The 15,987-nt window shown below is 68.3% G+C and carries 7 protein-coding genes; 3 read left to right on the top strand and 4 right to left on the bottom strand.

Going from position 1 to position 15,987, the window contains the following annotated elements; genetic code table 11:
- Positions 1-18: 18 nt before the first annotated feature.
- Together LYSCAS_RS11635 and LYSCAS_RS11630 are read right to left on the bottom strand one after the other, a co-directional pair.
- A complete protein-coding gene (locus tag LYSCAS_RS11635) occupies positions 19-1,524 on the bottom strand; it encodes an MFS transporter (protein ID WP_213434202.1) in 1,506 nt (501 codons plus the stop codon).
- Positions 1,525-1,541: 17 nt separating this feature from the next.
- A complete protein-coding gene (locus LYSCAS_RS11630; RefSeq protein WP_244858530.1) occupies positions 1,542-3,788 on the bottom strand; it encodes an alpha-L-rhamnosidase-related protein in 2,247 nt (748 codons plus the stop codon).
- 166 nt (positions 3,789-3,954) lie between these two features.
- Between LYSCAS_RS11630 and LYSCAS_RS11625 the strand changes: the two genes are divergently transcribed.
- Together LYSCAS_RS11625 and LYSCAS_RS11620 are read left to right on the top strand one after the other, a co-directional pair.
- Positions 3,955-5,568: an alpha-glucosidase family protein gene (locus LYSCAS_RS11625; protein WP_213434201.1), complete on the top strand. Its 1,614-nt coding sequence runs from the start codon at positions 3,955-3,957 to the stop codon at positions 5,566-5,568.
- Positions 5,565-8,948 (top strand): alpha-1,6-glucosidase domain-containing protein, encoded by a 3,384-nt coding sequence (locus LYSCAS_RS11620; protein ID WP_213434200.1) that lies wholly within the window; start codon positions 5,565-5,567, stop codon positions 8,946-8,948. The genes LYSCAS_RS11625 and LYSCAS_RS11620 overlap by 4 nt, the downstream gene beginning before the upstream one ends.
- Here the strand turns inward: LYSCAS_RS11620 and LYSCAS_RS11615 are convergent, their stop codons facing one another.
- Together LYSCAS_RS11615 and LYSCAS_RS11610 are read right to left on the bottom strand one after the other, a co-directional pair.
- Positions 8,949-10,373, bottom strand: a complete 1,425-nt coding sequence (locus LYSCAS_RS11615; RefSeq protein ID WP_213434199.1) for a sugar porter family MFS transporter — start codon at positions 10,371-10,373, stop codon at positions 8,949-8,951.
- Positions 10,374-10,404: 31 nt separating this feature from the next.
- Positions 10,405-12,996, bottom strand: a complete 2,592-nt coding sequence (locus LYSCAS_RS11610; RefSeq protein ID WP_213434198.1) for an alpha-amylase family glycosyl hydrolase — start codon at positions 12,994-12,996, stop codon at positions 10,405-10,407.
- Positions 12,997-13,182: 186 nt separating this feature from the next.
- Here LYSCAS_RS11610 and LYSCAS_RS11605 point away from each other — a divergent pair, with 186 nt between their 5' ends.
- Complete coding sequence (locus LYSCAS_RS11605) at positions 13,183-15,966, top strand: TonB-dependent receptor (RefSeq protein WP_213434197.1); 2,784 nt, start codon at positions 13,183-13,185, stop codon at positions 15,964-15,966.
- Positions 15,967-15,987 lie beyond the last annotated feature (21 nt).

The following is a 15,987-nucleotide window of genomic DNA, read 5'->3' as shown; positions in this document are numbered from 1 at the left end:
CCCGAAGGCGAGCGCGGCTCACGGCGCCACCGCCGCAACACCACGCACCATCGGTTCGCGCACCCGCAACACGCACAACCCCGCGACGATCAGACTCACCCCGCCGATCACCAGCGCATAGATCGGCTGGTTGCCGAAGAACAGGTGCAGCAGCAACCCGAGCAGGCTTGCCGCCACCAGCTGCGGGATCACGATGAAGAAATTGAAGATGCCCATGTACACGCCCATTTTTTTCGCCGGCAGGCAATCGGAGAGCAACGCATACGGCAGCGACAGGATCGACGCCCAGGCGAACCCGACGCCCACCATCGACAGCAGCAGCCACTTCGGATCGCGGATCACCGCGATCGACAACAAGCCCACCCCGCCCAGCACCGCGTTGATCAGGTGCGACGTGCGCAGGCCCCAGCGCTTCACCATGAAGGGAATCACGATCGCCGCCAGCGCCGCGAACCCGTTGTAGGCCGCGAACAGCACGCCCACCCAGTTCGCGCCCTCGTTGTATGCCGCCGACGTGGTGTCCGTGCTGCCGAAATGCACCTGCGTCACCGCGCCCGTGGTGAAGATCCACATCGCGAACAGGGCGAACCACGAGAAGAACTGCACGACCGCGAGCTGTCGCATGGTCGAGGGCATCGCGTACAGATCGTCCATCACTTCCGCGAAACCGCCCACGCGTTGCAGGCCCGTGCGCACGAGCAGCAGCACGCCGTAGCCACCGACGAGCCCGCCGAGGATGTACAACTCGCGCGCCCAGCCCTGCGTCGCGACGAGCACGGTGAACGCCGCGCCGATCCCCAGCCACACCAGCGCACTGCGGCGCATGCGTGCACGATCGAGGTCGCGCGGCGGGATCGGCGGCGCCTCATCCCAGGCCTGGAGGTTTTCCGGCGGATATTCGCGCGTGCGCAGCACGGTCCACGCGATCGCGCCCAGCAACACCGCGCCGCCCAGGTAGAACGCGTAGCGCACGGTATCGGGCACCTGTCCTTCCGCCGCCGTGTTCGCCACGCCCGCCTTTTCCAGCAACCACGGCAGCATGCTCGCGACCACCGAGCCCACGCCGATGAAGAAACTCTGCATCGCGTACCCGCTGGCGCGCTGGCGCACCGGCAGCTGGTCGCCGACGAAGGCGCGGAACGGTTCCATCGAAATGTTGATCGACGCGTCCAGCATCCACAGCAGGCCGGCCGCGACCCACAACGCCGGCGAGTTCGGCATGAAGAACAACGCGAGCGACGCGAGCACTGCGCCGACGAGGAAATACGGGCGCCGGCGCCCGAGCCCCGTCCACGTGCGATCCGAGAGGTACCCGACGATCGGCTGCACGATCAGCCCCGTCAAAGGCGCGGCGATCCACAGCACCGGGATGTCGTCCATCGACGCGCCGAGCGTCTGGAAGATCCGGCTGACGTTCGCGTTCTGCAGCGCGAAGCCGAACTGGATGCCGAGGAAGCCGAAGCACATGTTCCAGATCTGCCAGAACGTGAGCGTCGGTTTCGCGGTCGCGGGCGTGTCGGTCATCGTGTCATCCGTCGGGATCAGTGCGTGGGATCGAGGATCAGGTCGCCGACTTCGGCGTCGTTCAACGGCCCGCCCGCGCCGCCCTTGCCGCCGGTGTAGTGGACGAAGTGTGCGAGGTCGCTCATGTTCGTGCCGTCATGCAGGGTGAAGCGGCATGGTACGCCGGCCTTCGCGGTGTACGTCCAGGACGTCGAATCGCCCTCGCCTTCGCGGTGCGGCATGACGATGGGGCCCGTTTGCGCAGGCGCGTCGCCGCACTGCAGCACGAGGCGTTTCACCGCTGCGGTGATGCCGGTGTTGATCGGGCCGTTGGCGTTGCGGTAGCGGAAGGTGGCGATGTAGCGGCCCGCGCGTGGCGGGGTCCAGGCGCGCGGGAATGCACCCGCCACGCGCTGCGACGGCCCGATGCACGTCGTGGGCGAAGGCAGTGATTCCACGGCATCCGGCCCGACGTTGGTCACGGTGTAGCAGTGGCGGATCGAAGGCGGCTGCGCCATCCGGAAGCGATGCGCCGGGCCTTCGCCGTCATCGATGATCCACCCGTCGGAGTACAGGCGCACGCCTGCGCCCAGTTCCGTTTTCCATGCATTGCCGTCGCGTTCGATCACCGGGGCCGCAGGCGTCGACGGGGCCATCGCTGCGCCATTGCGCGACAAGCGCACGCCGCTGCCGGCCTGCCACGCGAGCGCGACGATGGTGTCGCGGCCTGCATCGTGCCGCGCGCCCGCCACCAGCACGCCGCCCGCGACGCCGTCCGGCTTGCGCAACACGATGCGCCGGTCCGCCGTCTGCAGCACGATCTCCGACCGTTCGCCGAACAGCATCGGCACGAGCTGCGCGGGGATCATCGGCTTCACGCTGCCATCGTCCTCCAGCCCGAAGACCCCGCGCTGCACCATGTCCAGGTACGCCGCGACGGACCACAGCTGCCGCGGGGAATTCACGACCGGCCCGCTCAGCTTGCCGTCCTCGAAATGCACGGCCTGCGTGGTGAGCTCGTAGTTCTCCATGTTCGATCCGGCCAGTGCGGCACCGCGCATGATCGATTGCACTTCGAAGGCGATGCGCTCGGTGTTGCCCGTCGTGCGCGCCGCACGCAGCGCGTACGCGCTCACGAACGGCCAGATCGCGCGGTTGTGGTAGATCGCGGTCTCCGGCTGTTGCGGCCAGATGACCGGGCTGCCCGCGGCCGAAACCGGATAGCGTTCGATCGCGCGTCGGGCGCGATCGGGCGGCGCAACACCGGAGGTCACCGCCAGCGACGTCCCCAGCAGGTCGTAGCTTTCGACCGCGGCGTCGTGGAACCACGGGCCGAGGTAGCTCATGTACAGGCCCCGGTCCTCGCGCCAGAACCGCGCGTTGATCGCCTTGCGCAAACGCTTCGCGCGATCGGCGTACGACGCCTGTTCGTCGGCCGGCGCCATCGTCGCCGCCAACCGCAACGCCTCGTAATGCAACACGTTGGTCGACAGCGCGAACGACTGCGCGATCCACGTCGTGTCCTTCGCCGTCCAGGCCGGGTAGTTCTGCTCGCGCCAGTCGAGGAACGACGTCTCGCCCCGGTACAGCTGCATCTCCGGGTCCCACGCATACAGGTCGTCCTGGGCCAACGTGTTCTTCAGCGCGCGCCAGGTCTCGTCCTTGAACTGCGGATCGCCCAGCAGGTGCCGCGCCGCGAGGAACCACACCACGCGATCGGTGCTGATCGGCCAGCTGCCGCCCGACCCCGTGTCCTGCGCCACCACGAGCCCCTGCGACACCTTCGGATTGCGCATCTCCGACAACTTGAAGCGCAACGACGTCTTCGTGCGTTCCGGGTCCAGGCGCGCCAGCGCCAGGTCCGCCGCGTACGACAGGTCGCGCGTCCAGACGTAGTGCCACTTCTCGCCGGTTTCGAAACACACGCACGGGTACGGCTTCTGGTCGTTGAAGGACCAGTCGGTGATCGCGTCCACCTTGTCCTGCGCCAGCTCGGCCTGCGCCATGGCGAACAGGCCGTCGAACAACGGGCTCGCCGTCGCCGTGCGCATCGGCTGCGGCGCGATCTCGCGCCGGCCGCCGGGGAACGCAAGCACGAACCCACCGTCCTTCCGCACCTTCACGCTTGCCTGCTGGCCTTGCCACGCCACGCTGTCCTGCCATTCCACGGGCGCGGATGCATCGGAGGCCGCCACCGTGTCGGCGAGCACCGCCGTGGCCAGCAGCGCGCCCGCGAGCGCCCCGCACGCCAGCAACGTGCCCGCCATCGAATTGCCTTGCCGCATGCCCGTCCCGCGCGAAGGCCCGGACCGGGCCGCGGGCCATGGTGTCATCGGGCCGGTTTGCGCCGCGTCGATTGCAAACGTATTCATGCCGGTGGCGCACGCGCCGATGGAATCATGCCCCCACGCACCGCGGCAGTTCGCGGCGCGGGGCTTGCCGAGGGAACGCATGGACAACATTCGCTGGTGGCGTGGCGCGGTGATCTACCAGGTCTACCCGCGCAGCTTCCGGGACACGGACGGCGATGGCGTGGGCGACCTGCCCGGCGTCCTCGAGAAACTGGACTACATCGCCAGCCTCGGCGTCGACGCGATCTGGATTTCCCCGTTCTTCAAGTCGCCGATGGCGGACTTCGGCTACGACATCGCCGATTACCGCGCGGTCGATCCCTTGTTCGGCACCCTGGAAGACTTCGATCGCCTGCTCGCGAAGGCGCACGCGCTCGGCGTGCGCGTGATGATCGACCAGGTGCTCAGCCACACGTCGATCGAACACGACTGGTTCACCGAAAGCCGCGCCTCGCGCGACAACCCCAAGGCCGACTGGTACGTGTGGGCCGACGCGCGCCCCGACGGCACGCCGCCCAACAACTGGCTGTCGATCTTCGGCGGCGTGGCGTGGCGCTGGGAGCCGCGCCGCGGCCAGTATTTCCTGCACAACTTCCTCGCCTCGCAGCCGGACCTCAATTTCCACAACCCGGCGGTGCAGGCCGCGACGCTGGAGAACGTGAAGTTCTGGCTGGAGCGCGGCGTGGATGGCCTGCGCCTGGACGCGATCAACTTCTGCTTCCACGACCGGCAACTGCGGGACAACCCGCCCAAGCCGGCGGAACTGCGCACCGGCCGCGGCTTCAGCGCCGACAACCCGTATGCGTTCCAGTACCACTGGTTCAACAACACGCAGCCGGAAAACCTGCGCTTCCTCGAAGACCTGCGCGCGTTGCTCAACCAGTACCCGGGTGCGACGTCGCTGGGCGAGATCTCGTCCGAAGACTCGCTGGCCACGATGGCCGAATACGTCGGCGACGCGCGCCTGCACATGGGCTACAGCTTCGAACTGCTCACCGACGACAGGAGCGCGGCCTACATCCGCATGACGGTGGAGACGCTCGAAGCGCGCATGCCGCACGGCTGGCCGTGCTGGGCGATTTCCAACCACGACGTCGTCCGCGCGGTCACGCGCTGGGGCAACGGTCGCGCCGACGATGCGCTGGCCAAGCAACTCGTCGCGCTGGTGTGTTCGCTGCGCGGCTCGGTGTGCCTGTACCAGGGCGAAGAACTGGGGCTGACCGAAGCCGATGTCCCGTTCGAAGCGCTGCAGGATCCCTACGGCATCGCGTTCTGGCCGAACTTCAAGGGCCGCGACGGTTGCCGCACGCCGATGCCGTGGCGCGACGACGCCAAGGCGGGCTTCACCGACGGCACGCCGTGGTTGCCGGTCGCGCCCGAACACCTGGCGCAGAGCGTGGACGCGCAGGACGCCAATGCGGCGTCCGTGCTGAATGCCACGCGCGCGTTCCTGCAGTGGCGCAAGGCGCAGCAGGCGCTGGTGGAAGGCGACATCGAATTCCTCGACGCCCCGGAGCCGATCCTGGCGTTCGTGCGTCGTCACGGCGATCGCGCGATGCTGGTGGCCTTCAACCTGTCGGATGCCGGGGTCGAATGGACGCTGCCGAAGCACGCGGATGCGACACCGATCGAAGCGCCGGGCGTGGACGCCGGTGCGATCCGCAACGGACGCCTGGTGTTGCCGGCGCGCGGCGTGCTGTACGCGCAAGCGTGAAGCGCTTCATTGCGTTGGGCGTGGCGTGCGTGTGCGCCGCGCCGGCGTTCGCGGGGCAGCCCACGCAAGCCGATTGCGATAACCCTGCGCCGTCTACGGTGCTGGCGCCTGCGGCGTCGAAAGCCACTGACGCCCGCGCATATTGGCTGGACGCGCAATCGATCGCCTGGCCAACCCCGCTTACTCCTCCCCCCTGCGAAGGCAGGGGGAGGCCGGGAGGGGGGGTCCTTTCCGCGAGCTATCGCCTCGCCACGCCAGGCCGCGCCCCCATCCCGCTAACGCCGGACAACACACCCCTCCCCGACGCCTTCAAATTCATCGGCGAAGGCCCGCACCTCCGCGTCCCCACCAACACCAACGTCCGTGCGTTGCTGCGCAACGACGTGGTCATCGAACGCCTCGACGCCCGCGGCCACGTCACCGACCGCACGCACCTGCAAACCCCCGGCGCCCTCGACGCGCTCTACGCCGACGCCGCGGACAAGGTCGTCCTCGGCACGCACGACCTCGCCTACGACAGCATCCCCTTCGCCCTCTGGGCGCCGACGGCCCGCACCGTCGCGCTATGCCTGTACGACACGCCGCGTGGCGCATCGCGTTCGCGCGTCCCGATGGTGCGCGACCCCGCGAGCGGCGTGTGGTCGACCACCGTGTCGATGATTCCCGGGCCGCGCTATTACCTCTTCCTCGTCGACGTCGACGTGCCCGGCGTCGGCCTGGTGCGCAACCGCGTCACCGATCCATATTCGGATGCGCTGGCCGCCGACGGCGCGCGCAGTTTCGTCGCGCGCACGGAAGTGGACGACGACGCCGGGTGGCACGGCGACCACGCGCCGTCGCCGCGCACCAGCGTCATCTACGAACTCCACGTCCGCGACTTCTCCCGCGACGATCCCAGCGTGCCCGCCGCACACCGCGGCAAGTACCTCGCCTTCACCGACACGCAGTCCAACGGCATGCGCCACCTGCGCGCGCTCGCCGACGCGGGCGTGACCGACGTGCACCTGCTGCCGGTGTTCGATTTCGCTTCCGTGCCCGAGCGCCACTGCGATCCGAAGGGCGACAAGGCCCACGATTGCTTCAACTGGGGCTACGAACCGTTCCACTTCAATGCGCCCGAGGGCAGTTACGCGACCGATCCCGACGGCGACACGCGCGTGCGCGAATTCCGCGCCATGGTAAAAGCGCTGCACGCCATCGGCCTGCGGGTCGGCATGGACGTCGTCTACAACCACACCACGGCATCGGGCCAGGCCGCGAATTCGGTGCTCGACCGCATCGTCCCCGGCTACTACCACCGCCTCGACGCGAACGGCGCCGTCGCCAATTCCACCTGCTGCGCCAACACCGCCACCGAACACCGGATGATGGCGAAGCTGATGCGCGATTCGGTCGTGCAATGGGCGCGCGATTACCACATCGATTCGTTCCGCTTCGACCTGATGGGCCACCAGCCGCGCGCCGTGATGGAAGACCTGCAGCGCGCGTTGAAGGCCGCCACGGGCCGCGACATCCCGCTGATCGGAGAAGGCTGGAACTTCGGCGAAGTGGCGGACGGCAAGCGCTTCGTGCAGGCCTCGCAGCTGTCGCTGGGCGGCACGGGCATCGGCACCTTCAGCGATCGCGCGCGCGACGCGGTGCGCGGCGGCGGGCCCGGCGACCACGCGCCTGCGCTCGCGGAGGCGAAGGGCTGGATCAGTGGCGGCGCGGATGCACGCAGCGCCGACCTGGTGCGCGTCGGCCTCGCAGGCACGTTGAAGGATTACGAACTCCCGTCCGGCACGCCGCTGTCGAAGGTGGACTACAACGGCCAGCCCGCCGGCTACGCCACGCAGCCGAGCGAGGTCGTCAACTACGTCGAGAACCACGACAACCAGACGCTGTTCGACATCAACGCGTGGAAGCTGCCGCGCGACACGTCGCTCGCTGAACGCGCGCGCGTGCAGCTGCTCGGCGCCGCGGTCGTCGCCTTCAGCCAGGGCACCGCGTACTACCACGCGGGCATCGATGTGCTGCGGTCGAAGTCGCTGGATCGCAACAGCTACGACTCCGGCGATGCGTTCAACCGTCTCGACTGGACGTACCGGGACAACGGCTTCGGCATCGGCCTGCCGCCCGCGCAGGACAACGGCGTGGATTACGACGCGATGCGGCCGCTGCTCGCCGAAGCGGCGCACATCAAGCCCGCGCCTGCGGACATCGCGTGGATGCGGGATGCGTTCCGCGACCTGCTGCGCATCCGCTCGGGCAGCGCGTTGTTCTCGCTGCCCACGACCGATGAAGTCCGCGCGCGCCTGCGCTTCCCGGACACCGGCACGCCGGACCTGATCGCCGGCCGCCTGGAAGGTCGCGTGCTCGACGGTGCGAACTATCCGGCGATCCAATACTTCCTCAACGCCGCGACGGAAGCCCGCAGCGTGGTGTTGCCGGATTCCCACGGTGAACCGTGGACCTTGCACCCCGTACACCTGGCCCCCGACGCCACCGACAAGCGCGCCCGCGACGCCCGCTTCGACCGCGCGACCGGCCGCTTCACGATCCCGCCGCGCACCGCCGTCGTGTTCGTGCAGGGCGAGAGCGCCCTGCCCGCGCTGCGCACCTACCAGTTGTCCGCGACGTTGAAGGACGAAGAACCCATCACCGTCGACGTGCAACTGCCCCGCGGCTACGACGCACGGCAGCGCTATCCGGTGCTGTATTTCGACGATGGCCAGGACCTCGTCGCCGTCGACGCACTGCCGACCATCGAACGCCTCGACCGCGACAAGGCGATCCGCCCGTTCCTCCTCGTCGCCATCCACATGCCGAAGGATCGCCTGGCGGCCTACGGGCTGGCCGATCGCAACGCGAAGCACAGCGTCGTCGCGAACACGAAGTACGGCGCGGTCGGCGCCAACGCGCAGGCGTATTCGGAATGGGTCGCGCACACGCTCGTGCCGTTCATCGACGACAAGTTCAGCACGCAGCGCACGCCCGAAGGCCGCGCGATCCTCGGCTGGTCGCTGGGCGGCATCAACGCGTTCTCGCTGGGCTGGAACTACCCCGACGTGTTCGGCCGCGTCGGCGCGTTCTCGCCGTCGTTCTGGCTGCCCGCGGAGGCGAAGGACCCGACGCAGCGCATCGCCCCGATGCTGGTCGAACGCGGCAGGACGCCGCCTTCGTTCCGCGCGTACTTCGCGCCCGGCACTGCCGAGGAAACCGATGATCGCGACGGCGACGGCATCATCGATGTCGTCGACGACGTGCAGGACCTGGCCGCGTTGCTGCGATCGAAGGGCGCGCGCGAAATCAAGGTGGTCCCGCTCGAAGGCGGCAGGCATCGCCAGACCTCGTGGGCGGCGATGCTGCCGGGATTCCTGACGTGGGCGTTCCCGCGCTGATCAGCCCGTCATGTCCTCGAGTTCCATGCCCTTGGTCTCCTTCACCGCGCGCAGGACGAAGATGTACGAGATCACCGCGAACGCCGCGTACAGGCCATAGGCGAACGTCAGCCCCATCTCGGCCAGGCTCGGGAACGTCACGGTGATCGCGAAGTTCGCCAGCCATTGCGCGGAGGCCGCGACGGCTAGCGCGATCGCGCGGATGCGGTTCGGGAACATCTCGCCCAGCAACACCCACACCATCGGGCCCCAGCTCAGGCCGAAGAACACGACGTAGAGGTTGGCGGCGATCAGCGCGATCACGCCCCAGTGGCCCGGCAACGAGATGTCCGCCCCGCTCCCGATCGCGTGCGAGAACGCCACGGCCATCGCGCCCAGCGTGACCGCCATGCCCGCCGAACCGACCAGCAGCAACGGCTTGCGCCCCACCTTGTCGACCAGCGCAATCGCCACCAGCGTCACCAGCACGTTGACCACCGAGGTGGCCACCGTGATCGAGAACGAATCGGCTTCGCTGAAGCCCACCGAATGCCACAACGTCGACGAGTAGTAGAAGATCACGTTGATGCCGACGAACTGCTGGAACACCGACAGCAGGATGCCCACCCACACGATCGGCAGCAGGCCCATGCGCGGGCCGCGCAGGTCGCGCAGCACCGGGCGCGCTTCGGTCTTCAGGCTCTGGTGGATGTCCTCGACCTTCGCGTCCAGCGCGGCATCGCTGTGCAGGCCGAGCACCTGGCGCAGCACATCCTTCGCTTCGGCCATGCGGCCCTTGGCGACGAGGTGGCGCGGCGATTCCGGCACGCCGAACACCAGCGCGCCGTAGACCAGCGCCGGCACCACGGCGACGAGGAACATCCAGCGCCACGCTTCCTGGCCCAGCCACAACAGATGCGACGCGCCGCCGGCGATGTTCGCCAGCCAGGCGTCGCTGAGCAATGCCACGAAGATGCCGAGCACGATCGCGAGCTGCTGCATCGACCCGAGCCGCCCGCGCACGTGCGCCGGCGAGACTTCGGCGATGTAGGTCGGCGCGATCACCGAAGCGACGCCGACGCCGATGCCCCCCACGATGCGCCACAGGATCAGGTCCCACATGCCGAACGCGAGGCCGGAGCCGAGCGCGCTCACCGCGAGCAACGCGGCCGCCACGCGCATCGTCTGCACGCGCCCGTAGCGATCGGCGAGCGGGCCGGCGTACCACGCGCCGAGCGCGGAGCCGAGCAGCGCGCACGACACGGCGAAGCCCGTCGCGACCGCACTCAGGCCGAACGCCCCGCGGATCGAATCGACCGCGCCGTTGATCACGGCGGTATCGAAGCCGAAGAGGAAGCCGCCCAGCGCGGCCGCCGCGGAAATCAGCAGCACGCGGATGGTCGCGTGCTGTTCCTGCGCGGCCACGGCCGATGGTGTGGTGTTCATTGCATCGATTCCCCTCTGGTGTTCGAAATGGTCATGGCAGACGAATGGGGCCAACGGTATCGAGGATGCGTGCATCGCGCGCCGGATCGCCGCCGCCGAAGGCATGCGGACCGGCCACCGGTGCGAGCGCACGGTACCCGCCGTCGTAGTCCCACGTCGTCACGTGCACGCGCGCGCCCTGCAGGGTGCGCGGGCGGCCGAGGGCGGACGCGGGAATCGTGAAGGTGATGGTGCGCACGGCGGCGTCGACGTCGAGCTTCGGCGCCGGTGCGGGCGTGCCGTCCGCGGTGGCGGTCGCGCCGTGCGAAGTGAATGCCGCATTCGACCAGCCGTTCGCGCGCACGCGGTAGTGCCAGCGCATGCCATCGGGCAGCTCGGCGAATTGCTGCGGCATGGCGCGCGCGCCCTCGCCTGCGCCCGGCACCTCGACGAAGAGCGAAAACGCAACGTGGTCGAAGCCGTTCGGCGGATTCCAGGGCGTCGAGATGGCGCGCATGCGCACGACGATCTTCAGCGACGCGCCGGCGGTGAACACGTCCACGTGTTCGATGTCGCCCTGGCGCGGGGCGTAGCTGGCGTCGGACGGATAGGTGTAACGGCCGTCGGGGCCAGCATCGTCGTCGTGGGGATCTTCGACGGAAGCGACGCGCACCCATTGGCGATCGACGCGGAAGGTCCGGCGCGCCGACGCCCCGCCCGGCACCCACGCCACCACGCTGTGCGGCACTGCCGGATCGAGCATCGCGCTCGTATCGATGCGCGCGGTCCATGCCGATGCACGGGGCGTCACCGGGATCGCGTGCGCCAGGTCGTCGTCCACCACGATGCGCACCGCCGTCGGCGCAAGGCCGTCCGGCAACGCTCCGTGCACGTCGAAATCGCCGGCGAAGCGATCGCGGTCCAGCGGCGCAAGCATCGGAACCACGGCGTTGGAGATTGCGGAGGACTCCCGCGTGACTTCCTTCCAGACATACGCCGAGCGTGGCGGCAGCACCAGCGTCATGCGGCGATCGATCACCGGCTGGTCGCCCAGGGCGCCGCCCAGGGCGAACATCGCCTGCCATTCGTCGATTCCCGCGACGCCTGTCTCCAGGTTGTCCACCAGCACCGGATGCGCCGCGGTGTTGAACACCACCAGGCGCGCGTCGCCATCCGCGCCCCGCATCGTGTACGCCAGCACGCCGGGGCCGACCGGACTATCGCGCACCACCTTCGGCGTCCCGCGCGAGAACACCTTGTCGCTGCGCCGCAACGCGATCACCTGCTTGAGGTATTGCGCGAGCGGCGCCTCCGCATCGAAGTGATCGCGCCCGTTCGATCCATAACCACCGGCGAACATCGCCGCCCGCTGTTCGGTGAAGCCCTGCTCCGTCCCCTGCCACACCGCCGGAATCCCCGGCAGCGTCATCAGCATCAGCAACGCCTGTTTCAATCCGGCCTCGTCGCCGGCGGACAGGAAACGATCGACGTCGTGGTTGTCGATGAAGGTCACCATGCGCCACGGATCGGCGAAGTCCCGCATGCGCCGCGCGATGCGATCACCGAGCTGCGCCGTCGGCGCGCCGCGCGCGAACACATCGGTCGCGGTGGCATACAACGGGAAATCCAGCATGCCCGGCATCAACGGCGTGCCGTCGGGCATCCGCATGTAGGCCGCGATGCGCTTCGATTGCGTGTCGTCGAAGGGCTTGTCCATCGCGAACGCTTCGCCGAACACGTGGAAGTCCTTGCGCCCGGTTTCGCGCGCCACGCGCAGCACGCCGGGTGCCTTCGGATCGTCGGCCTCGAGGAAATCCTGGAAGAACGCCGGCGGCACGTAGAGCGCGGTGTCGACGCGGAACGCATCCACGCCCGCTTCGCGGATCCAGTCGCCGTACGACTTCCGCAACGCGGCGCGCACCACCGGGTTGTCGGTGTCCATGTCGTCGAGGCCGGCGAGCTGCCACGTGAGGCGTTGCGTCTCGTTGGCGAAATCGACGATGTCCGGCGTCCAGTGATAGATCGCCTCGCGCGCCTGCGCGGGATCGCGCGGGTCGTTGCGGTCGAACGGCGACTGCACCGGCGCGGTGCGGCCTTGCGTGTCGCGCACGAAGTCGACGCCCCTTGCCGGATCGCTTGCCGTCCACGTCTTGTCGTACCGCAGGTAGTTCGCGGTGTGGTTCACCACGATGTCCTGCACGAGGTACATCCCCGCGCCGTGCAACGCCTTCGACAGGTTGGCGTAATCCGCCTTGGTGCCGAAGTGCGCGTCGATCGCGCTGAAGTCCGTCGCCCAGTAGCCGTGGTAACCGCCGTAATGCGCCTGCGGGTTCCACCACTGGTTGGCCACCGGCGGCGTGATCCACACCGCGGTGAAGCCCAGGCCCTGGATGTACGGGAGGCGGCGCTGCACGCCGCGCAGGTCGCCGCCGCTGTATTTCGCGTTGTCCGCGGGATCGTATTCAGCCGCGTGCTGGTCGCTGTTGGTGCGGTCGGCGTCGTCGAAGCGATCGATCATCAGGAAGTACAGGACCTGGTCGCGCCAGTCCGGCGAGGGCACGTGCAGCGGGCCCACGGGCGTCCCCGCCACCGCCAGCGCGGAAGCGAACAGGGCACCGCTTGCGATCCACCTCGTGCGCGCCATCCGCCCCCCTTTGCCCCGCGGACTATTCCACGCACCCGCGACCGCCGTCCGCCGGGCCGACAGGCGGAACCAATGAATACGTATGCAAAAAAGCTTGCAGCGCAAGCCCTGCGCCTATGCTCCCGGCACGACTTGTTCCGGGCAGGGGCCGGGACTTTCTTGGTACATCCACTTGGGAGGGGAGCAATGCAGCAACTCAAGAGAAACCTGCTGAGCGTCGCGCTGGCTTCGGCCACGATGATGCTGGCCACCGGGGCCTTCGCGCAGACCGCGCCGGCCACCACGTCCGACCAGGACACGACGGCGACGAAGCCGGCCGACGCGAAGAAGGAAACGCCGGCGCAGGCCCAGGCCCGCCAGCTCCAGACCGTCGAGGTCACCGGCATCCGCGCCGGTATCGAAAACGCCATCCAGACCAAGCAGCAGTCCACGTCCATCGTGGAAGCGATCTCGGCCGAAGACATCGGCAAGCTGCCCGACGTCTCGATCGCAGAATCCATCTCCCGCCTGCCCGGCCTCGCCGCGCAGCGCGTCGGCGGCCGCGCGCAGGTCATCAGCGTGCGTGGCCTGTCGCCCGACTTCTCCACCACGCTGCTCAACGGCCGCGAGATGGTGAGCACCGGCGACAACCGCAGCGTCGAATTCGACCAGTACCCGTCCGAACTCATGGCCGGCGTGACCGTGTACAAGACGCCGGACGCCGGCCTCGTCGGCCAGGGCCTGTCGGGCACGATCGACATGCGCACCGTGCGCCCGCTCGACTTCGAAAAGCCCGTGTACGCCGTGAGCGCGCGCTACCAGCGCAACTCGCTGGGGTCGGCCGCCAACGCCGACGGCGACGGCAACCGCATCAACGCCAGCGCCATCACCAAGTTCGCCGGCGGCGACATCGGCCTGGCGATCGGCTTCTCGCATTCGGACACGCCGATCCAGGAGGAACAGACCGGCCTGTACGAGCCGTGGCAGACCGGCGGCCGCAACGGCGTGCCGGCGAACGTGCATGTCACCGACGGTGGCAAGGCGCTGCGCCGCACGGGCTACATCCGCCGCAACGCGGTGATGGGCACGGTGCAGTTCGCGCCGATCGCCGAGTGGACGTCCACGCTGGACATCTTCCACACCTCCGCGATGCAGGAAGACACCGCCAACCAGTTCGAAGCCAACTTCAACTACAACGGCAACCCCGACGCGCAGGTCTGGTCGCCCACCATCAACGGCAACGGCACGCTCACGGGCGGCACGCTGACCAACGCCTACCCGCTCGTGCGCGGCATGTACGAGAAGCGCCAGGACACGATCAACGGCGTGGGCTGGGGCAACGAGTTCAAGCTGGACAAGGTCAACCTGACCGCCGACCTGAGCTGGTCCAAGTCCAACCGCGACGAAGTGCAGCTGGAGAACAACACGCAGCTGCTGCCCAACCCGCAGTTCGACACGCTGTCCCTCAACTTCCCGGAATCCGGTTTCGCCACAATCCATCCGCAGCGCGACTACTCCAACCCGGGCTCGCTGTTCCTCGCCAACACGATCTACGGCTCGGGTTACGGCAAGACGCCGCGCGTGGTCGATGAACTGGTGGGCTTCAAGGTCAACGCGAACTTCGACTCGCCGTTCCTGGCCAGCGTGTTCGCGGACTGGGACGTCGGCGCCCATTACGGCGACCGCGAGAAGACCAAGCACCAGCCCGAAGGCAACATCAACCTCGGTCCGCAGGGCCCGACGCCGGTCGGCGCGGACCTGCAGTACGGCCTGGTCGACCTCAACTTCGCGGGCGTCGGCTACATCCCGTCCTGGAACGTGCCGGGCGCCGTCGCGCGCTACATGACGTTCGCGCCGGACGAGAACGCGTCGTACCTCGTGGCCAAGGCCTGGACCGTGTACGAGACGATCTCCACCGGCTGGCTGAAGGGCAACATCGACACCACGTGGGGTTCGATCCCGGTGCGCGGCAACATCGGCGTGCAGATGCAGCACACCGACCAGTCGTCCGCGTCGAACTACTGGGACGCCTCGCAGCCGGTCGGCCTGAACTCCCGCCCGTACGAGGACGGCAAGACCTACACCGACTGGCTGCCGAGCATGAACCTCGCGTTCTCGTTCTCGCATGACCAGACGCTGCGCTTCGCCGCGGCGCGCCAGATCGCACGTGCCCGCCTCGACCAGATGCGCGCGTCGTTCGAGTTCGGCATCAGCACGGCGACGGGCGTGCCGGGCGGTTCGGGCGGCAACCCGCAGCTGGATCCGTGGAAGGCCAACGCGTTCGACATCAGCTACGAAAAGTACTTCAGCGGCACGAAGGGCTACGTTTCGGCCGCGGCGTTCTACAAGGACCTGACGACGTACGTGGTCACGCAGTCGGTCACGCGCGACTTCTCGCAGTTCATCGCGCAGATGCCGCTGGACCAGCAGGCGCTGGTGTCCACGCCGTTCGGCCAGTTCTCCCAGCCCGTCAACGGCAAGGGCGGCAACCTGAAGGGCATCGAGCTCACCGCGTCGCTGCCGCTCGACCTGTTCTGGCAGGCGGCCGAAGGCTTCGGCGTCGTGGCCAGCGCGAGCTACTTCGACAGCAACATTTCGCTGCCGCCGGATCCGTCGGTGCAGTCGAGCGTGGGCACGGACGACATCATGCTGCCGGGCCTGTCCAAGAACGTCTACAACCTGACGGCGTACTACGCGCGCAGTGGTTTCGAGGCCCGCATCAACCAGCGCTGGCGTTCGGACTTCATCGGCGAGATCGGCAACTTCGCTGCGGAGCGCACGCTGCGCTTCGTGGAGGGCGAGGACATCACCGATGCGCAGGTGAGCTATTCGTTCGCGCCGGATTCGGCGTTGAAGGGTGTGACGATGCTGTTCCAGGCGAGCAACCTGACGAACTCGGGCTATCGCACGTACGCGCAGACCAAGGACCGTCCGCTCGAGAACATCGAGTGGGGGCGGACTTACCTGGTGGGTGTCAGCTACAAGTTCTGATCCATCGCGACAAAACGTGGA

It is taken from the genome of Noviluteimonas caseinilytica (assembly GCF_018406605.1).
Lineage (GTDB): Bacteria > Pseudomonadota > Gammaproteobacteria > Xanthomonadales > Xanthomonadaceae > Noviluteimonas > Noviluteimonas caseinilytica.
Note: the sequence above shows the minus strand (reverse complement) of the source record. Positions and strands in the feature narration are given on the sequence as shown.